This window comes from Bradyrhizobium sp. GW821-FHT12B03, assembly GCF_058807535.1.
This window is the reverse complement of sequence record NZ_JBXAQU010000016.1, coordinates 45,053-65,096: the sequence shown is the minus strand read 5'-3', so window position 1 is coordinate 65,096 and position 20,044 is coordinate 45,053. Positions and strand designations below refer to the sequence as shown.

The window sequence follows — 20,044 nt, the reverse complement described above, 5'->3', positions numbered from 1 at the left end:
GCCCAGGAGACGCCATGCTCACGGTCCATCATCTCGGCAAGTCGCAGTCCGAGCGCATCGTCTGGCTGTGCGAGGAGCTCGAAATCCCCTACGAGCTGAAGCGCTACGCACGCGATCCCGTCACCATGCTGGCGCCTCCCGACTACAAGGCGCTGCATCCGATCGGGGCGGCGCCCGTCGTCACGGACGGCGACCTCGTGCTCGCCGAGTCCGGTGCCATCGTCGATTACATCATGGCCAAATTCGGCAAGGGACGTCTCACGCTCAGCCCTGACGATCCCGATTTCGCGCAATTCCTGTACTGGTTTCACTTTGCCAATGGCACGCTGCAAGCCGGCATGGGCCGGCTGATGATCCTGAATCGGCTCAAGCTCGCCGACGACAATCCGATGCTGGTCGCGACCAGGGGGCGGGTTGACCGCGCCTTCGATCTGGTTGACGCGCGTGTTCGTGATGCGCAGTACCTGGCGGGTGACACCTTCACCACTGCCGACATCATGATGGGTTTTTCGCTCACCACGATGCGCTATTTCGAGCCCTATGATCTCCAACGCTGTCCGAACGTGGTGAAATATCTCGGCCGCATCGGCTCGCGGGTAGCCTACCGGCGTGCGATGGAGAAGGGCGACCCGGGCATGGCGCTGCTCCTGAGCTGAGTGGCGGTCACGCAATCCTGTTCGTGGAGGGGGCGCGCGCCGCGTTCAGCTGCTTCTGCAAGCGGTCGATGTTCTGCAGCAGGCGCTGGCTGGTCAGCACCAGGAAATAATAGCCGAATTGCGGATCCTGGAAGTAGATCTCGAGCAGCCGGTCATAGGTGATCGTCAGCACCTGGCCGTCCTCGATGCATTCGATCGTGCCGGTGCGGCGGTTGTCTGGCGTCAGGAAGCCGAGCTCGCCCATCAGCGCGCCGGGCTGGATTTCGACGTTGATCTCCTTGACCAGGAATTTGCCTGTGACCGTGAGCAGCATCTCCTTGGCCGGATCGCCCAGCTTGAACAGCGTGTCGCCACGCCGATATTTGCGCTCGGTCATGAACGGCTTGAGCCATTCGATCGACATGTCGCCCTCGGCGGCATGGCGCGCTTTCTTGACCAGCTTGAGCATCTGCCGCAGGCGCAGAGCGTTGATCGGAAGCAGCAACAGATACAGCAGGAAGGTCGAGACGTTGGCGGAGAGCGCGCCGAAGACCGCGAAGAAGGCGCAGCCGACCATGTTGGCGACGCGCAGCGGCACCATGGTCCGCATCAGGAGAGTGGCGACGAAGAAGCCGGCGCCGACCGCGGCGAACAGATTGGCCAGCGTGATGTTGCTGACGAAGATCTCCAGCATCCGATTGAAGATCGCGTCGTAGGTGACGTTGTTGGGATCGAGGCCCATCTGGACCAGGATCTTCGCGATCCTGAGATTGTCCGTCGCCGCGTCGAGAATGCGGTCGAGGATCGACGAAATGTCTGCGCTGCCGGACGGCATGGTACTAACCCCGCGTAAGGCCTTCAGTCCTGGTCGGTATTCGCGGCACATATAGCCGAAATCGAATGACGACCGCTTGAAATGAAGCCTTCGGCCGTCATGCCGCAAGAGGCAAATTTTAGCCTGATCGGGCGTTTCGGCAATTGCCCGTTGGTTGTGCGTATGGCCGTGGCGGGCTCGTGATTCGGCTCCCCGTGCGCGGACTTCGGCGCCGTTGATCGACCTTTGGCCGGCGAGGTGGGGTGCGGGGCGATCTCCGCCTCAGGGCTTGGCGGCGGGCTGGATCACCTGCTGCTCGACGAGGCCAAGGTGCCCCGGCAGCGAGCCGGCGCGCAGCATCATGGCGACGCTATTGGCTTCCTCCAGGGTGAAATTGCCGGCGATCTGGCCCGAGCCGCCGGTGATGGGCTCGCGGATCACGGGTGCCGAGATCACCTTGCCCTCGAGCACGATGGCGAAGGGCTTTCCGACATTCTCTTCGGTGATGTGGGCGAAGCGCCGCGTGCCGCGGCCGTTGAAGCGGAACGAGGCGATCGGCTCCTTCGTGCCACTCGCAAACCCCGGACCCGCATAGCTGATGTCGTCGCCGTCCAGCGCGCTGTCCTTTGCAACGAGATAGGAGAGCTTGTCCTTGAAGCCGGGCAGGACTTCCGTGCCCGCGGGCGGTGTGCCGGATTGCGCCTGCTCCGGCGGCATCGAGAGGTCGACCAGGCGGAAGCTGACCTTGACCTTCGCGGCGAAGATCGCGGTCACGCGCTCGGGCTCCATCACACCAGGCAGGAAGATGCGGATGCGGTCGGTCCCGTCAGGCTGAACGCTGGCGAGCTTGATTCCGGCGTCCTTGAGGCGCTGCTCGATCATGGCGATGGCGTCCTCGACGAGATCGCGCAGCCGGGCGGCGGATGCGGCATCGGCCGGTGTGAGCCTCACCAGCCCGTCGCCGCCGTCGGTCACGGTGAGTGCGTGCGACGGCAATCCCTCCGCGGTCGACGCGAGCTTGCGCACAAGCTGTTCGCGGCCCTTGGCGTCGGCGATCTTCACCTCGACGCCGCCCTCGCGGATCGCAAGACCGGAGAAGGCGATCTTGCCCTCGCGCAAGGACTTGTAGACGTCGTCGCGCAAATCCGTGACGACGCTCTCGCGCAAGCCGTCGGTGTCCACCTTGTAGACGATGCGCGAGCCGCCCAGCTTCTCCATCTTGTCGCCGACGAAGGCTGAGATCTTGGCGCGCATCTTGTCCAACTGGCTGTCGCCGCCGAGTGCTGCGTGGGGAAGGGCGATCGCCGCCGCGATGGCGAGAGCGAAGATCGGCGGAGTGATGCGGTCTCGCAGGGGCGTGATCATGATGTCCTCGCGGCACGGCGTCCGGCGCCGCCGTTGCCCATTGGTCCGCCTACGCAGCGAGGAGGTTCATTGTCGTCGATTGGTCTCCTTTGAAGTCCCTAACATAACAATGGCTTGTGTCGTAACCGGGATACGAATTTGCGTAACCGGGATACGTGTGATAATCTGGCCTTTCGCGGAGCAAGGCTGCCGGTGATCCCTGCGAGCAAACGGGTCAGGAAATATCGCAGCCAAGGCGGCGCGGCCGACCTCGTTCGCGTCGAAGTCCTGATTCCGCCGGCCGCGCGCGAGGAGGTCTTGGCGCTCGCCTCGCGCATGCGCGCGGAGCACCGGCTGACCAAGGAACTGCAATCACTGCTCGACAGCGCGCTGCGTCTCTATGGACCGCGTATTCTCGACAATGTCGATCTCGATCGGCTTCCCGATCTGCGGTCCCGTGCCGCCGTCGCCGCGCGCGCCATGATCGAGCGTGGCGATGCGAGAGCTTTTGCGATGGGCAGAAAAATACTCGACCGCGTCAACGCTACGGAGAACTGAGATGGCCCTCAGCAAACTGCAGAGCGACATTCTGAGACTTCTCGCCAGAAATCGCTCGGACAGCAGCTATCTTGCCGGCGGTCTGATGCTCAACAAGGACTGGGAGCGACGATCCGACGACATCGACATCTTCCACGACACGGACGAAGAGGTGACCGAGAGCGCAAAGGCCGATCTTGCGGTGCTCGATGCTGCCGGCTTCAAGACGCATCGCGACTTCATCATGTACGGCTGCGTTGATGCGACTATCTTCCGCAATTCCGAGACGACGGTCATCCAATGGTTCGCGGAGACGCGGCTTCGGTTCTTTCCGCTCGTAAAGGACGAGCAATGGGGTGCTCGGCTCCATCAGGCAGACCTGGCCATCAACAAGGTGCTGGCCGGCGCAGGTCGCTCGAAGGCGCGCGACGTTGCCGATCTCGTCGCCATCGGTCGCGACTATTGCCCGCTCGGACCGCTCGTGCTCGCCGCGGCCGGCAAACCGCCGAATTTCTCTCCGCGCCGAACCATCGACGAGATTCGCCGCCACGCCTTGTCTATTCCGGCGGAGGAATTCGCCGGCGTGAAGGGCCTGCCATCCGAATGGTCGGCGGCTTTCATTCGCGACGAAGTGCTTCGCTTGATCGAAGCTGCGGACCGCTACGTGATGACTGCACCGCCCGAGTTGACGGGAATACTCGCCGTCAGCAAAGAGGGCGTGCCGATCGAAATGTCGGATTCCAATCGTGCGGACGTAATCCTGCGCAAGGCAACCGCCGAGCCCGAAGTGATGCCCGCGCCGGCCGATTTCAATGCGGTCGGCTGGTCGCCGGATCGTCCGTAAGTCCACGCCGGCGCCTTGCCGCATGAGCCGGTTGCAGCCGGCCATGGACGAACGCCAAATCATCCATCATTGTGTCTGCGCTCGACCGGCCATCGGTCGAGGCCTCGCCACACCAAAATGTCAAAAGACAGGGGCGGGGAAATGCATCTGAGGGAGGACGGAATTCAATGGCGGGCATTCACGCGCTCGATCGATTCATCGGCAGCGACTATCCGGAGCTCTTGACGGACGCAGAGGTTCGCGCCTTCGAGCAGGTCCCTTACGCCGATCGTGTTGCGGCCGAGAGCACCTATGAGGCCATCAAGCTTGGGGCTGCGCGCAACCCCGACGGCGCGGCGATCCAGTTTCTGCAGAATGCCGATCCCGCCGATACGCCGGTCATGGTCACCTACCGCGATTTCATCGCGCGCGTCACGCAGGCCGCCAACATGTTTCACGCGCTCGGCGCGGAGAAGGGCGACGTCATCAGCTTCATGCTGCCGCTGGTGCCCGACGCCTTCGTGACGCTGTTCGGTGCGGAAGCCGCCGGCATCGCCAACCCCGTCAATCCGCTGCTCGAGCCGCACCAGATCGCGGAGATCCTGGAGGCCGCGAACACGAAGATCCTGGTGGCGCTCGGGCCGATGCCCGGCACGGACATCTGGCAGAAGGTCGAGCAGATTCGCCCGCAGCTCAAGCACCTCAAGGCGATCGTGCAGGTGTTCGGTGGCGGCGATCCTGCCAAGCGAATCTTTGCTTTCAACGATTTGATCAAGCAGCAGCCGTCCGACCGGCTCGTCAGCGGCCGCAAGATTTCCGGAAGCGACGTTGCGGCCTATTTCCACACCGGCGGCACCACGGGCACGCCCAAGCTGGTGCGGCACACCCATGCCAACCAGGTCTACCAGGCCTGGGCGCTCAACCTGCTGCTGAAGGCGAAGCCTGGCGCCAATCTGCTGTTCGGCATGCCGCTGTTTCACGTCGGGGGCTCCTTGACACAAGTGCTGCTGACGCTGTCGGCCGGTGGCTCGCTGGTCGTGCTGTCGCCGAGTGGCTGGCGCAATCCGAATGCGGTGAAGAACATCTGGGGATTGGTCGAACGCTTCAAGCCCGAGGCGCTGTCGAGCGTGCCGACGGTGCTGGCTGCGACGCTCGGCGTGCCGCCCGGCAATGCCGACATCTCAAGCCTGAAATACGCCGCTGGCGGCGGCTCGGCGATCCCCGTCGCCGTGGGCTCGGCGATCCAGGACAAGCTGAAGCTGCGCGTGATCGAGGTCTACGGCATGACGGAGACCTCGAGCGTGCACACGCTCGCCTATCCGGGCCGACCGATCCGCCTCGGCTCGGTCGGCCTGCCGATGCCTTACTCGCGCGTGCGCATTGTGCAGCTCGACGCCGACGGCCGTCTGATCCGCGACTGCGCGCCGGACGAGATCGGTGTCGTCATCATGGCCGGGCCCGGCGTGTTCGGCGGCTATCTCAACGACGAACACAACAATGGCGCCTTCGTCGACGAGGTCTGGGTCAATTCCGGCGATCTTGGCCGTCTCGACGCCGATGGTTATCTGTGGATCACCGGGCGCGCCAAGGATCTGGTGATCCGCGGCGGCCACAACATCGACCCGGCGCCGATCGAGGAGATCATGTTCCGCCATCCCGCCGTCGGCTTCGCCGCCGTGGTCGGCCAGCCCGACGCCTATGCGGGCGAGCTGCCGGTCGGCTACGTGCAGTTGAAGCCGGGCGCCAAGGTCGAGCCGGGCGAATTGGAGACGTGGGTGCGCGAGCGCACGCCCGAGCGAGCCGCCGTTCCGGTGCAGGTCATTCCGATCGACCCGATGCCGGTGACCGGTGTCGGCAAGGTGTTCAAGCCGCAGCTGCGCTGGGACGCGGCGGAGCGCGTCTTCACCAAAGTGCTGGCACCGCTCGCCGCGCGCGGCGTCGACTGCAAGGTCAAGGTCGGCGCCCATGGCAGCCACGGCTCGATTGCCACCGTGACGCTGGCAGGCCTGTCCGAGGATCAGCGCGAGCTTCTTGAGAAGGAGGTGCACGCGCTGCTTGCACCGTTCGTGATGCGCCACGAGGTGGTGCAGATGTAGCGGACACAACACCCGCTCCGGCGTCTGTCCGAAAGCGGGCGGCGCTACATCGCATTATCCTTACCCCCGTTCGAGGTGCTCTATGTGATCGACATCACATAGGAAGAATTGGCAATCGGCCACGCTACCGAATAGTCTCGTGGAATTGCATCCGGGGGGACGCAAGTGATTCCGTTTCGGCTAATTGCATTGTTGATTTTTGCGATGGGTCTTGCCTGCGGACCGGCACATGCCGACCGGCGGGTGGCGCTCGTGATCGGCAATTCCGCCTACAAGAGCGCCCCCAAGCTCGGCAATCCCGTCAACGATGCCACCCTGGTCGGCGGCATGTTCAAGAAGGCCGGTTTCGATTCCGTCGACGTCAGGCTGGATCTCAGCGCCAGCGAGATGCGTCGCATGCTGCGCGAGTTTGCCGGCAGGACGCGCGATGCGGACATGGCGGTGATCTATTACGCCGGCCACGGCATCGAGCTAGACGGCACCAACTATCTCATTCCGACCGACGCAACGCTGGAGACGGACGGCGACGTGCTCGACGAGACCATCCCGGTCGAGCGTGCGCTGTTCGCCGTCGAGCCGGCCAAGCAGCTCCGCCTGATCATCCTGGACGCCTGCCGCGACAATCCGTTTTCCAAGACCATGAAGCGCACGCTGGCGTCGCGCGCGGTCGGACGCGGGTTGGCAAAGGTCGAGCCGACCAGCCCCAACACCATGATTGCGTTCGCGGCAAAGGCCGGCTCGACAGCGTCTGACGGTGACTCCAAGAACAGCCCGTTCGCTGCCGCGCTGGTCGAGCATCTGCCCAAGCCCGGCCTCGATCTGCGCAAGGCTTTCGGCTTCGTGCGCGACGACGTGCTCAAAAGCACGGGCTACAAGCAGGAGCCCTATGTCTACGGCTCGCTCGGCGGCGACGACGTGCCGCTTGTCGTGAAGCAGGCCGTAACCGGTCCGCAGGCAAATCCGCAGGAGGCCATTCGCAGGGACTATGAGCTCGCGCTGCAGCTTGCGACCCGCGACGCCTGGGAAGCGTTTCTGGCGGCGTATCCCGACGGCTTCTACGCCAACCTCGCCAAAGGCCAGTTGAACAAGATCGGCGCCGAGGAGACGCGCGCTTCAGCCGAGCAAAAAGCGAAGGCCGCCGAGCAGGAAAAGGCGAGGCTGATTGCCGAGCGCGCCCAGAAGGCCGAGCAGGAGAAGGCGGCTGCTGCCGCGAAAGCTGCCGAAGAGGCACGGGTCGCGGCCGAGAAGCAGAAGCAGATCGAGCAGGCGAAGGCCGAGGCGGCCGAACGCGAGCGCAAGGTGGCAGAGGCGGCGGCTGCGAAAGCGCTGGCCGAGAAGCAGGCTGCGGAGAAGGCCAGGGCCGAGCTCGCTGCAAAGCAGGCGGCAGAGAAGGCGGAGCATGGCACAAAGCCGGCCGCCGACCGGCAGATGCCTGAGGTCGAGAACCAGAAAGTGGCTGCGCTCTCGCCTGGGCCGACCTCAACTTTATCCGCCGTTGATCTTGCCAAATCCGTGCAGAGCGAACTGCGCCGTGTCGGCTGTCTCGCGTCGGCAGCCGAGGGCGAATGGACCTCGGCCGCGCAACGTTCGCTGACGCTGTTCAACAAATACGCCGGCACCCAGCTCGACGTGAAGCTCGCCAGCATCGACGCGCTCGACGCGCTGAAGGCAAAGCCTGGACGGGTCTGCCCGCTCGTCTGCAATTTCGGCTTCAAGGCCGACGGCGATCAATGCGTGAAGATCACCTGCCGCGCCGGCTATCGCGTCGGTGACGACAACGAGTGCGAGAAGATCCCGGAGAAGAAGCCGGTCGCGACGCGCGAGGATTCGCGGAGGCGGGACCAGGACCGCAAGCAGAGCGAGGCTGCCCCGTCGGCGCCGCAGGCGTCGGGACAGATGATCTGCAACAACGCCGGGTGCAGGCCGATCGCTAAGGGGTGCCGGCTCGGAACGGCCAATCATCCGGCTACTCCTACGGTCAAGATACCGGCCGAAATATGCAACTGATGATGAAGCATATCTTTTGGTCCTGCTCCATCGCGCTTGGAGTTCTTGCTTATTCTGCTCTCGGCTGCAGCCCGGCGCAGGCCCAGAAGCGGGTTGCGCTCGTCATCGGCAATTCCGCCTACAAGAGCGTGCCGAAGCTTGCCAATCCGGTGAACGACGCCGGCCTGATCGGCGGCATGCTGAGGAGGGCCGGTTTCGACGCGATCGACGTCAGGCAGGACCTGAACGCGCCCGAGATGCGTAAGGCGCTGCGCGAGTTCGGCGGACGGGCGCGGGACGCCGATGTCGCGGTCATCTACTATGCCGGCCACGGCATGGAGCTCGACGGCACCAATTATCTGATCCCGATCGACGCCGCGCTCGAGACCGACACCGATGTCTACGACGAGGCGTTGCCGATCGATCGCGTGCTCGTGAGCATCGAGCCGGCCAAGCAGCTTCGGCTCGTCATCCTCGACGCGTGCCGCGACAATCCCTTCGCCAAGTCGATGAAGCGGACGGTGGCCTCGCGCGCGATCGGGCGCGGCCTTGCCAAGGTCGAGCCGACCAGCCCGAACACGATGATCGCGTTCGCGGCCAAGGCAGGATCGACCGCCTCCGATGGCGAGGCCCGCAACAGCCCGTTCGCGGTCGCATTGTCGGATCATCTGCCGAAGCCCGGGCTCGACCTGCGCAAGGCCTTCGGCTTCGTCCGCGACGATGTCCTGAAGGCGACCGGCAACAGGCAGGAGCCCTACGTCTACGGCTCGCTCGGCGGCGACGACGTGCCGCTTGTCGTGAAGCAGGCCGCAACCGGTCCGCAGGCAAATCCGCAGGAGGCCGTGCGCAGGGACTATGAGCTCGCGTTGCAGCTTGCGACCCGCGACGCCTGGGAAGCATTTCTGGCGGCGTATCCCGACGGCTTCTACGCCAACCTCGCCAAAGGCCAGTTGAACAAGATCGGCGCCGAAGAGACGCGCGCTTCGGCCGAGCAGAAGGCCAAGGCGGCCGAACTGGAAAAGGCGAGGCTGATTGTCGAGCGCGCCCAGAAGGCCGAGCAGGAGAAGGCGGCCGCGGCGGCGAAGGCGGCTGAGGACGCGCGGATTGCGGCTGAAAAGCAGAAGCAGATCGAGCAGGCGCGGGCCGAGGTGGCCGAGCAGCAGCGCAAGGTGGCAGAGGCGGCGGCCGCCAAAGCATTGGCCGAGAAGCAGGCGGCGGAAAAAGCCAAGGCCGAGCTCGCTGCAAAGCAGGCGGCCGAGAAGGCGGAGCAGGCCGCGAAGCCCGCGGCCGATCGGCAGTTGCCCGAGGCCGAGCAAAAGGTTGCAGCCCTCGCGCCTCCGCCGGCATCCACATTGTCACCGGCCGAACTGACGAAATCCGTGCAGAGCGAATTGCGCCGCGTCGGCTGCCTGTCCACTGCTGCCGATGGCGATTGGAGCGCCGCATCGCAGCGCTCGCTGACGCTGTTCAACAAATATGCCGGCACCCAGTTCGACGTGAAGCTCGCCAGCATCGACGCCCTCGACGCGCTGAAGGCAAAGCCCGGCCGGGTCTGTCCGCTCATCTGCAATTTTGGCTTCAAGGCCGATGGCGACCAATGCGTGAAGATCACCTGCCGTGCCGGCTATCGCGTCGGTGACGACAACGAATGCGAGAAGATCCAGGAGAAGAAGCCGGTCGCGACGCGTGAGGAGTCGAGGAGGCGCGATACGGAGCGAAAGCAAACGGAGGCCGCCCCGGCCAAGCCCGAGGCTTCGGGGCAGATATTTTGCAATGCTGCTGGCTGCCGCCCTGTCGGCAAGGGATGCAGAATAGAGCGTGCTAGCACCTCTGATGCGTCCTCAGTGATGGCTGGCAGGACGAGAGAAGTCTGCAATTGAGTAGGATGGCCTGGCGAAGCGCAAGGGTCATATCCGCCGCTACTGTCGGAACGACTTGCCGTGACAAGCTCCTCCTGGGAGAGAGCTGACGGCGCTAGACTTGCACGGCTCGCCACAAGCGCGCATCATCTCCCAAAAAATGGGGGAAACCGATGCCTCAAGTCTCGCGCCGCTGCCACCTTCAGCAATTGTCGGGCGTGTTCGGGGTCGCCGCGTTGTCCGGCTGGTCCGGGCGAGCGATGTCCGCCGAGGCCGGGATTCCACCCGAGGGCATCGGCAAGGGCATCAAGCACATCTCCTACAGCGACATCGGCGGCCGCCCCGACAGCGTGCAGGTGATGTTCAACCGGCAGCATGTCTATGTCGGGCACATGTTCAGCGACGGCGTGACGATCCTGGACGCGTCCGATCCGCGTGCGCTGAAGCCGGTGAATTTCTTCACCGCGGGGCAATACACCCGCACTCACCATCTCCAGGTGGCTGAAGACCTGCTGTTGCTGGCCAACGGCGCCAATATCGTCGCGATGCAGTCCTACGACAACATGCGCGGCTATTTCGAGAACACGCTGGTCGACAGCATCACCAAGGCCAAGAAATTCCGCTCCGGCCTGTCGATCCACGACATCTCGAAGCCGGGCGAGATGCGCGAGATCGCCTTCCTCGAAATGCCGGGCTTCGGTATCAACCGGCTGTGGTGGCCCGGCGGCCGCTACGCCTATGTGTCGGCGCATTTCGACGGCTTCACCGACCACATCCTCTGCGTGGTCGATCTCAAGACCGTCACCAAGCCTGAGATCGTCGCGAAATGGTGGCTGCCCGGCATGAACCGCGCGGCCGGCGAGGCGGCGACGCCGAAGGGCAAGCGCTTTGCGCTCCATCACATGATCACGGCGGGCGATCGCGGCTATGCCGCCTGGCGCGACGGCGGCTTCACCATCCACGACATCAGCGATCCCGCCAATCCCAAGCTGCTGTCGCACATCAACTGGTCGCCGCCCTTCGCCGGAGGCACGCATACCCCGCTGCCGTTGCCCAAGCGTCAGCTCGCGATCGTCGCGGATGAAGCCAATGCGGAGAAATGCGCCAAGGGCCTGTTCCACACCTTCGTGCTCGACGTGCGCGCGCCCGAGAATCCGGTGCCGATCGCAACGCTGCCGACGCCGCGCGATCGCGACTTCTGCACGAGCGGCACCTTCGGCCCGCATAATCTGCACGAGAACCGCCCGGGCTCGTTCCAGAGCGAGGAGACGATCTTCGCGACCTACAACAACGCCGGCGTCAGGGTGTTCGACATCAAGGACGCCTTCGCACCGAAGGAGGTCGCGTATTGGGTGCCGCCGGTCCCGAAGAAGCTCGTCGATCCGCGCCCGAATATCGGCCTCGCGGCCAAGACCTGCGACGCCTATGTCCGGCCCGACGGGCTGATGTTCGTCTCCGACTGGAACGCCGGCATGCACGTGCTGCAATATCAGGGATGAGTGGCCGCTCCGCATGGCGTTGCCGTAGGGTGGGCAAAGGCGTAGAAGCGCCGTGCCCACCATTCGCAGTGGTGGGCACGCTTTGCTTTGCCCACCACTGCGAGACCGGCGCTTCTACGCCGGCATCCGCGTCTCGATCAGGCGCGCCCAGAACGAGGCGCCGTGGCCCAAAATGTTGTCGTTGAAGACGTAGGCCGGGTGATGGCACTCGTTGCCGTCGCCCATGCCGACCAGGACCATCGCGCCGGGACGCGCCTCCAGCATGAAGGAGAAGTCCTCGGCGCCCATCATCGGAATGAACTTGTCGTTGACGCGCTCGGCGCCGACGATGTCGCGGGCGACGTCGGCGGCAAGGCCGGCCTCGCGCGCATGGTTCATCGTCACCGGATACATCCGCGTGTATTTCGTCTCCGCCGAGCCGCCATAGGCGCGTGCGACGCTCTCGGCGACCTCGCCGATGCGGCGCTCGACGAGATCGCGCACCTCGGGATCGAGCGTGCGCACGGTGCCGCCGAGCTCGGCAACCTCCGGGATGATGTTGAAGGCGGTGCCTGAGTGGAATTGCGTGATCGAGATGACCGCCGATTTGAGCGGATCGACGTTGCGCGCGACGATCGATTGCAGCGCATTGACGATCTGCGAGCCGATCAGCACGCTGTCGACCGATTTGTGCGGACCGGCGCCCGCGTGGCCGCCCTTGCCGTGGACCGTGATCTGGATGTTGTCGGAGGAAGCGAGCATCGCGCCGGGCGTGGTCGCGAAATGGCCTTCGGGCAGGCCCGGCATGTTGTGCATGCCGTAGACCTCCTGGATGTTCCAGCGCGTCATCAAGCCGTCCTCGACCATCGCCTTGCCACCACCGCCGCCTTCCTCGGCGGGCTGGAAGATCACGATGGCGGTGCCGTCGAAATTGCGCGTCTCGGCGAGATATTTGGCCGCACCCAAGAGCATCGCGGTGTGGCCGTCATGGCCGCAGGCGTGCATCTTGCCGGGGACTTTTGAGGCGTACGGCACGCCAGAGGTCTCCAGGATTGGGAGCGCGTCCATGTCGGCGCGCAGGCCAATGGCCTTGCCGGAAGCGGATTTGCGGCCGCGGATCACGCCGACGACCCCGGTGCGGCCGATGCCCGTCACCACCTCGTCGCAACCGAACGCGCGCAATTTGTCGGCGACGATGCCGGCGGTGCGGTGGACTTCGTAGAGCAGTTCCGGGTTCTCGTGGAAGTCATGGCGCCAGGCGGCCATTTCGTCGGAGAGTGCGGCGATGCGGTTGACGATGGGCATGGGGGGATCCGTTTTGGTTTTTGCTGTAGTTCGTAGGGTGCGTTAGCGTAGCGTAACCCACCACTGCTTGTCTCCGTGGACGCGAAAGAGGTGGGTTACGCTCAGCGGACTGCGCTTCGCGCAGCCGCAGGACTAACCCAACCTACGATCCTACGACTCCCCGAACACGCGCTTGAAGATCGTGTCGACGTGCTTGAGGTGATAGCCGAGGTCGAACTGTTCCTCGATCTCGGCGTCGCTGAGATATTTCTTCACCTCCGCGTCCTTCTTCAGCAGTTGAAGGAAGTCGCCTTCGCCGCGCCAGACCGGCATGGCGTTGCGCTGCACGAGCTTGTAGGCGTCCTCGCGGCTCGCGCCCTTCTGGGTCAGCGCCAGCAGCACGCGCTGCGAATGCACGAGGCCGCCGAGACGGTCGAGGTTCTTCTGCATGTTGGCGGGGTACACCAGGAGCTTGTCGATCAGGCCGGCGAGGCGCACCAGCGCGAAGTCGAGCGTCACGGTCGCATCGGGCCCCATCATGCGCTCGGCGGAGGAGTGCGAGATGTCGCGCTCGTGCCAGAGCACGACGTTCTCCAGCGCCGGCGTCACATAGGCGCGCACTATGCGCGAGAGGCCGGTGAGGTTCTCGGACAGCACCGGGTTGCGCTTGTGCGGCATGGCGGAAGAGCCCTTCTGTCCCTCGGAGAAGAACTCTTCGGCCTCCAGCACCTCGGTGCGCTGCATGTGGCGGATCTCGACTGCAATGCGCTCGACCGAGGAGGCGATCACGCCGAGCGTCGAGAAATACATCGCGTGGCGGTCGCGCGGGATCACCTGCGTCGAGATCGGCTCGGGCACGAGGCCCATGGCCTTTGCAACGTGCTCTTCGACGCGCGGATCGATCTGCGCGAAGGTGCCGACGGCGCCGGAGATGGCGCAGGTCGCGACCTCCTTGCGCGCCGCGATCAGGCGCTCCTTGGCGCGCGTGAATTCGGCATAGGCGTAAGCGAGCTTGAGGCCGAACGTCACGGGCTCGGCATGGATGCCGTGGCTGCGGCCGATGGTCGGCGTCATCTTGTGCTCGAAGGCGCGCTTCTTCAGCGCGGCCAGCACCTTGTCGAGGTCGGCGAGCAGCAAGTCGGCGGCGCGGGTGAGCTGGACGTTGAGGCAGGTGTCGAGCACGTCGGAGGAGGTCATGCCCTGGTGCACGAAGCGCGCCTCGGGGCCGACGATCTCGGCGAGATGGGTGAGGAAGGCGATGACGTCGTGCTTGGTCTCGCGCTCGATCTCGTCGATGCGGGCAACGTCGAAGGTGGCGTTACGGGCTTTGTCCCAGACGGTCTTGGCTGCCTCTTTGGGGATGGTGCCGAGCTCGGCCAGGGCGTCCGCCGCATGTGCCTCGATCTCGAACCAGATCTTGAACCGGGTCTGCGGCTCCCAGATCGAGGCCATTTCCGGGCGGGTATAGCGGGGGATCATTGGACGGCTCCAGCAAAAGGTGGGCGGGCGGCCCCCAGGAGGGCGGCACCGGCCAAATGTTTTTTACGCCGTGATTTAGCAGAGCGGGGAGGGCGAAACAAACGGGGGAGGCAAGCTAACGGGGGATGATGTCGGGCTGAACGGGGATTTCCGGCCCCGGGGCCGGGCTGAGAGCCCCCAAGGCCGGGCAGCAAAAAGCGACTGTCAATCACGGATCATTGACTGACAGATATTGAAATCTGTCAGCGAGACGTGTATATCCGTTCTCGGACGCTCCGATTGGGCGTCCCACGGTCCTCCCGGGGAGCCCGACGTCCGAAACAAGTGCGGATCAAGGGACGCAATTGAAGGGGTTCGGGACCGTGGACGAGTGGAGACTTACGACAATGACGACCGAAATCATCAATTTGACTGGGACGATTGGGCATTGGCTCAATTTACTGGTTGCGCGCCAGATCGCGGCGCAGGCTGCAAAACTGCCTCATTAAGGCGAGAGCTTTCCGAAACGGCCGGCACGGGCGCTTCGGAAGCAGCCCCATCGCCGGATAACTGAGCCCTCAACGGGAACATGGTGCTGGCATGAATGAAGCCGTAATCTTGACGCCGGAGCGGATCCTCGAAGTCACCGAGGACGTGCTCAGGCGTTACGGACTTGCCAAGGCCACCGTGGTCGACGTTGCCCGTGCGCTCGATGTGAGCCACGGCAGCGTCTATCGCCATTTTCCGAGCAAGGCCTCGCTGCGCGAGGCCGTTGCCAAACGCTGGCTTGACCGCATCGACGCGCCGCTGCTGGCGATCGCCAAGGAGCAGGGTCCCGCACCTGTCAGGCTCGACCGCTGGCTGCGCACGCTGTTCGCGGCCAAGCGTTCGCGCGTGCTCGACGACCCCGAGATGTTCGAGACCTATCTGACCCTGGCGCGCGAGGCGTGCGCGGCGGTCAAATGCCACAAGGATACCATGATCGACCAGATCGCGGCGATCCTGTCCGACGGCGTGACGCAGGGTGTGTTCGCCGTGGACGACGTCAAGACGACTGCGCGCGCGCTCTTCGATGCCACCGTCCGCTTCCACCATCCCGCCCATGCCGACGAGTGGAAGGACGCCGATCTGTCCGCGCGCGTCGATGCGACGCTCGCGCTGCTGCTGCGCGGGTTGAAGGCTTAAGCCACAAGCGCCGCTGCACCCTCGCCCCTTGTGGGAGAGGGTGGCTCGCCGCATGGCGGCGAGACGGGTGAGGGGTTCTCTCCGCGTATGACCCTCGTGATTTGCGTGCGCGGACAGAACCCCTCATCCGGCGCTTCGCGCCACCTTCTCCCACAAGGGGAGAAGGAAGAAAGCGCGCTTCACTCACACCCTTATCTAAATCCTCGTCAGCCCGCAGGCTGCCGCCAGCCGCACCAGCTGCGCATCCGTGCGCGCGCCGGTCTTGGTCTTGATGAGATAGTGATAGTTCTGCACCGTCTTCACGCTGAGATTGAGATGCGTCGCGATCTGCTCGGTGGTGGCGCCACCGGCGAACTGGCGCAGGATCTCGATCTCCCGCTCACCCAGTTGATCCAGCACTGAACCGGTCGGCGACAGGCTGTCCTCGGCGAGGACATGCGCGATGTCGTCGCTCATGGCGCGCTCGCCGCGTGCGACGCTGCGGATTGCATTGACGACCGCGGTCGGCTCGCTGCTCTTGGTGACGAAGCCGGAGGCACCGGCGCTGAAGGCGGCCTTCACCAGCACGGCCTCGTTGTGCATGGTGAAAACCAGGATGCGCGCCCGCGGGCTGCGGGCGCGGATGTTGCGGATCGCTTCCAGCCCGCTGGCGCCGGGCATCGAGATGTCGAGCACAACGACGTCAGGGTCGTGCGCCTTGAAGGCGCCGTAGGCATCCGCGGCGTTGTCGGCTTCCGCGACGACATGCAGGTCGCCCTGGCTTTCCAGCACCCGCCGATAGCCTTGCCGGACGATGGGATGGTCGTCGACCAGCAGCACGGAGATGCCTGTTGCCGCAACCTCGCTCATCCCGGCCTCATGCGGCGAGCGGGATGGTGGCGGCGACGCTGAGGCCGCCTCTGGCCGGCAGGATCGACAGCGATCCGCCGGCGGCTGCGATGCGCTCGCGGATGCCGGTGAGGCCGAAGCCGGCCGACTGGGCGACGCGTTCCGCATCGCCGCCGCCGTCGTCATCGACCCGGATCAGCAGCGCGTCATCCTCGCCGGCGCGCCGCTCGACGCGCAAGGAAATCTCGCGCGCCGAACTGTGGCGCAGCGCGTTGGTCAGGCATTCCTGGGCCACGCGATAGGCGGTGGTGGCGGCTGGGCCGCTGATGTCGGTGAGGTCGCCCCTGAGATCGAGCTGGATCGTCGGCCGCGCCGCGCTCTGCGAGCGCCAGCTGTCCACGAGATTGACGAGGCTTGCCTCCAGCCCGAGCTCCTCGGGCAGGGGATTGCGCAGCCGCTTCAGCGCATCGCGCAGCGAGGCCATCAGATGATGGGTGGCCTGCGAGATCATGCGCGCATCCTGCGCGATGCCGTTATCCCTGGTCTGCTTCATGCTCGCCGTCTCGATGGTGTTGGCGAAAGCGAGGATGGCCGCGAGATTTTGGCCGAACTCGTCGTGCAGCTCGCGGGCAAGCGCGCGGCGTTCGTCGTCGCGGATCTCGATCAGCCGGCGCGTCAGCGCCGCGCGCTGTTCGGTGGCTTCTTCCAGCCGGGTGCCGAGCTCGCTGACCGCGCTCCCGATCATCGCCAGCTCCATGGAGCGGAAGCGCGGCAGCTTTGTGCGATAATGGCCGCGCGCCATGCGCTGGAGCGCGGTGACGATCGTGCGCGCCGGCGCCAGCGCATGCGCAATGGCGAGCGAGGCGAGCAGCGCGATCGCCGCCGCCATCAAAAGCGCGACGTCGATGACGTTGAGGATGTACTCCCAGGCGAGCGAGATCGCGGCCGCGGCATCGGGCGTCGCAACCACCGTGCCGGCAGCCGCGGCGCGCGGACTGACGGGCCGCACCGCCTCGGCGTGGCTGCCGAGGAAGGTCGGCACGATGGATGCGAACCAGCGCGGCGGGGTCTTGCCGAGCCCCTCGCTCTGGCCGCAGAGCGGCTTTTCGAACGCTGTGGCCGGCTGGAACTCGACGCAGACGCCGGGCGAGATCAGCTTCATCGTCTCCAGGGTGCGCCACTCCGGAACCGGCAGCAGATGCTCGCGCGCTCTGCTGCTGCGCAACAACAGCTCGTGCCAGTACAGCGCCTGAAGCGCCTGCGCGACCCGCTGCGCCGAGGCCGCGGTCGCCCGGTCGACGCTGCGATAGGCGTCGAACGTGGCCCACACGGTCGCGGCGCCAAGGCAGAGCGCCACGATGAGCAGCAGACGGGCGACAAGCTGAAGCACGAGGCGCATGCGATCACCCCAAAGTTTGATAAGGTCAGCCTAACAACGCCGCCGCGCCTTGCCAATCGCAGGGAACGGCAGGATTGCAGCTCGGGCAAATTTCCCAACCCGGATTGGGCATGGGTCTTTGGACCTGGAACGGCGGCTTTGATCTAATTGGTGAGGAATAAGGCCAGGAGCAGCGCAGCATGAGTTCGATGACGATTGGACCGATGGTGCGGCAACCAGCCGACCCGTCCGAGCGCAGCGCGCTGCTGTTCTGGATGATCTTCACCGGGCTTTCGATCTTCGCCGTCGTGCTGCTGTGGCGCTTCGGCCTGATCCACCTGATGCTGACCTCGGACCGGACCTACATTTCCAGCGTGATCGCGCTGCTCTATGTCGTCACCTGCGGCCATTGCTTCCTGCGCACCCGGGCGATCGCGCGGGAGGGGGCGGCGGCGAGGCGTTGCCGGGCCGCGCTCGCGGCGCCCGACGGCAGCAAGGTGCTCGATGCGCGCGCGACCGCACTGCCGCGCGGGCTGGTGCGGGATCATATCGACAGCCTGGTCACCAAGGCCGCCGCGCAGGACTACCGGCCGGTGGACCAGACGCTGCTGCTGCGGACGCTGGCCGACAGGCTGCGCGGCTCCAACGGTTTTGGCGCCTTCGTCTCGGACACGCTGATGAAGCTCGGTCTGCTCGGCACCATCATCGGCTTCATCATCATGCTGGCGCCGATCGCAGGATTGGACGCTGCCGACAAGGTCGCGATGCGCTCCTCGATGGGACTGATGAGCGACGGCATGGCGGTGGCCATGTACACGACGCTGGCGGGCCTCGTCGGCTCGATCCTGGTCCGCATCCAGTACTACATGCTGGATGCCGCGACCCAGCGGGTGTTCTCGGATGCGGTGGTGCTGACCGAGACCTATGTGACGCCGGTGCTCGAGCGCAAAGGTGCCGGAACCCCGTCATGATGGATGATTTCGGTCTCTATCCGCGCGAGGAGCCGTTCGATCCCCTGGGCGTGATGCTGTTCAAGGCGCTCCAGGTGATCGCGTTCCTGTTCTTTCTGGCGCTGCTCGCGGTCTCTCCCGACGCCAAGGACGGCAAGATCGACTCCAAGGCCGAGTTCATGATCACGCTGGACTGGCCGGACAACCACCCCGACGATCTCGATCTGTTCGTGCAGGATCCCGTCGGCAACATCGCCTGGTATCGCCACCGCGAGGCCGGCTTCCTCACGCTCGACCGCGACGATCGCGGCGGGGCCAACGACTTCATCATGGTCGCCGGCAAGAAGATCGCCTCACCGATTCGCGAGGAGATCGTTACCGTGCGCGGCATCGTCGCCGGCGAATACACCGTCAACGTCTCGCATTTCGTCGCCACGACCGGCGAGCCGGTGACAGCCAACGTGAAGGTGCAGAAGCTCAATCCGACCGCGCAGGTGGTCTTCGACAACAAGTTCACGCTCGACCATACCGGCGACGAGAAGACGGCGGTGCGGTTCCGGCTCGATGCCGAGGGCAAGGTCGTCAACGTGGACCAGCGGCCGAAATCGCTGCTGGAGACGTTCCGCAGCGGCTGGCGCAACGGCGCCGATCTCGATCCGAGGACCGGGGTGAGCAAGAACGCCACGAGGGTACGCCGTGACTAGCCTGCAGACGGTCATCCTCACGCTGTCGGTCGCCTACGCCGTGATCGGCGCGCTGCTGCTGGTCGTGCTGGTCTATGCGCGGCTGCACTGGTCGCTGAAGGCGGTCGCGGTGGTCGTGACCAGCGCGTTCTATGTCGTCAGCTTCACGGAAATGCGTGGGCTGCTCGGCTGGGCCAGCACGGACAGGCTGCCCACCTCCTTCAAGCTGCTGAAGGCCCGCATCGTCGAGCCGCATTCGCTGGAGGGGGATCCCGGCTCGATCTATCTCTGGGTCGAACAGCTGGATGAGGACAATCGCCCGAGCGGCGTCCCGCGCGCGTTTCGCGTGCCCTACGATGACAGGCTGGCCGACAAGACCCATGCCGCGGAGAATGAGATCGCGCTGGGCCATCCCCAGGGCGGCCGGGCCGCCGATTTCGGCGGCGGCGACGGCAGCCTCATCGACATGGTCCGGGAATATGTGACGCCGAAGACCATTTTGGAAACCAGCGGCGGCGATTCCTCGACCGGCGAATTCCTGGCACCGCCGGCCGGCGCGCAAGGCGCCGTGTTCACCCCGCTGCCGCCACCCCGGATGCCGCCGAAGGACGAGCAATAGGCTCTTCACCATCGCGGCGGCGCCGCGCTGGTAAACCGTTCCGCGCCGGCGCATCTTGTTGACCTCCCTCAATTTGGCCTTATCGGC

17 protein-coding genes are annotated in these 20,044 nt (G+C 65.1%); 11 read left to right on the top strand and 6 right to left on the bottom strand.

The window, feature by feature from the left end; all coding sequences use genetic code 11:
• Positions 1-14 precede the first annotated feature (14 nt).
• Positions 15-656 (top strand): glutathione S-transferase family protein, encoded by a 642-nt coding sequence (locus tag AC1RUR_RS26650; RefSeq protein ID WP_492849522.1) that lies wholly within the window; start codon positions 15-17, stop codon positions 654-656.
• A 7-nt stretch (positions 657-663) separates the two neighbouring features.
• Here the strand turns inward: AC1RUR_RS26650 and AC1RUR_RS26645 are convergent, their stop codons facing one another.
• Together AC1RUR_RS26645 and AC1RUR_RS26640 are read right to left on the bottom strand one after the other, a co-directional pair.
• Positions 664-1,470, bottom strand: coding sequence for a Crp/Fnr family transcriptional regulator (locus AC1RUR_RS26645; protein WP_492849520.1), 807 nt, complete (start codon positions 1,468-1,470; stop codon positions 664-666).
• A 261-nt stretch (positions 1,471-1,731) separates the two neighbouring features.
• Positions 1,732-2,814, bottom strand: coding sequence for a SecDF P1 head subdomain-containing protein (locus AC1RUR_RS26640; protein WP_492849518.1), 1,083 nt, complete (start codon positions 2,812-2,814; stop codon positions 1,732-1,734).
• A gap of 192 nt (positions 2,815-3,006) precedes the next feature.
• Between AC1RUR_RS26640 and AC1RUR_RS26635 the strand changes: the two genes are divergently transcribed.
• The 6 genes from AC1RUR_RS26635 (at position 3,007) to AC1RUR_RS26610 (ending at position 11,593) form a co-directional block, all read left to right on the top strand.
• Positions 3,007-3,351 (top strand): hypothetical protein, encoded by a 345-nt coding sequence (locus tag AC1RUR_RS26635; RefSeq protein WP_492849516.1) that lies wholly within the window; start codon positions 3,007-3,009, stop codon positions 3,349-3,351.
• A 1-nt stretch (position 3,352) separates the two neighbouring features.
• Positions 3,353-4,174, top strand: a complete 822-nt coding sequence (locus tag AC1RUR_RS26630) for a hypothetical protein (RefSeq protein ID WP_492849514.1) — start codon at positions 3,353-3,355, stop codon at positions 4,172-4,174.
• Between the two features lie 167 nt (positions 4,175-4,341).
• Positions 4,342-6,249, top strand: coding sequence for an acyl-CoA synthetase (locus AC1RUR_RS26625; protein WP_492849512.1), 1,908 nt, complete (start codon positions 4,342-4,344; stop codon positions 6,247-6,249).
• 204 nt (positions 6,250-6,453) lie between these two features.
• Positions 6,454-8,256: a caspase family protein gene (locus AC1RUR_RS26620; RefSeq protein WP_492849510.1), complete on the top strand. Its 1,803-nt coding sequence runs from the start codon at positions 6,454-6,456 to the stop codon at positions 8,254-8,256.
• Positions 8,256-10,115, top strand: coding sequence for a caspase family protein (locus AC1RUR_RS26615; protein WP_492849508.1), 1,860 nt, complete (start codon positions 8,256-8,258; stop codon positions 10,113-10,115). Before AC1RUR_RS26620 ends, AC1RUR_RS26615 begins: the two co-directional genes overlap by 1 nt.
• A gap of 152 nt (positions 10,116-10,267) precedes the next feature.
• Positions 10,268-11,593, top strand: coding sequence for an LVIVD repeat-containing protein (locus tag AC1RUR_RS26610; protein WP_492849506.1), 1,326 nt, complete (start codon positions 10,268-10,270; stop codon positions 11,591-11,593).
• A gap of 114 nt (positions 11,594-11,707) precedes the next feature.
• Here AC1RUR_RS26610 and AC1RUR_RS26605 read toward each other — a convergent pair whose 3' ends face one another.
• Together AC1RUR_RS26605 and purB are read right to left on the bottom strand one after the other, a co-directional pair.
• Entirely contained in the window at positions 11,708-12,877 is a 1,170-nt protein-coding gene (locus AC1RUR_RS26605) for a M20 aminoacylase family protein (RefSeq protein WP_492849504.1), read from the bottom strand.
• A 150-nt stretch (positions 12,878-13,027) separates the two neighbouring features.
• A complete protein-coding gene (gene purB / locus AC1RUR_RS26600; protein WP_492849502.1) occupies positions 13,028-14,335 on the bottom strand; it encodes an adenylosuccinate lyase in 1,308 nt (435 codons plus the stop codon).
• A gap of 579 nt (positions 14,336-14,914) precedes the next feature.
• Here purB and AC1RUR_RS26595 point away from each other — a divergent pair.
• A complete protein-coding gene (locus tag AC1RUR_RS26595) occupies positions 14,915-15,499 on the top strand; it encodes a TetR/AcrR family transcriptional regulator (RefSeq protein WP_492849500.1) in 585 nt (194 codons plus the stop codon).
• A gap of 195 nt (positions 15,500-15,694) precedes the next feature.
• Here AC1RUR_RS26595 and AC1RUR_RS26590 read toward each other — a convergent pair whose 3' ends face one another.
• Positions 15,695-16,348, bottom strand: a complete 654-nt coding sequence (locus AC1RUR_RS26590; RefSeq protein ID WP_492849498.1) for a response regulator — start codon at positions 16,346-16,348, stop codon at positions 15,695-15,697.
• Positions 16,349-16,355: 7 nt separating this feature from the next.
• Entirely contained in the window at positions 16,356-17,726 is a 1,371-nt protein-coding gene (locus tag AC1RUR_RS26585) for a sensor histidine kinase (protein ID WP_492849496.1), read from the bottom strand.
• Positions 17,727-17,905: 179 nt separating this feature from the next.
• Between AC1RUR_RS26585 and AC1RUR_RS26580 the strand changes: the two genes are divergently transcribed.
• From AC1RUR_RS26580 to AC1RUR_RS26570, 3 genes are read left to right on the top strand one after another with little or no spacing between them, the layout of a single operon-like run.
• Positions 17,906-18,676: a MotA/TolQ/ExbB proton channel family protein gene (locus AC1RUR_RS26580; RefSeq protein ID WP_492849494.1), complete on the top strand. Its 771-nt coding sequence runs from the start codon at positions 17,906-17,908 to the stop codon at positions 18,674-18,676.
• Positions 18,673-19,359 (top strand): DUF2135 domain-containing protein, encoded by a 687-nt coding sequence (locus AC1RUR_RS26575; RefSeq protein ID WP_492849492.1) that lies wholly within the window; start codon positions 18,673-18,675, stop codon positions 19,357-19,359. The genes AC1RUR_RS26580 and AC1RUR_RS26575 overlap by 4 nt, the downstream gene beginning before the upstream one ends.
• Complete coding sequence (locus tag AC1RUR_RS26570; protein WP_492849490.1) at positions 19,352-19,957, top strand: hypothetical protein; 606 nt, start codon at positions 19,352-19,354, stop codon at positions 19,955-19,957. Before AC1RUR_RS26575 ends, AC1RUR_RS26570 begins: the two co-directional genes overlap by 8 nt.
• Positions 19,958-20,044: the final 87 nt, after the last annotated feature.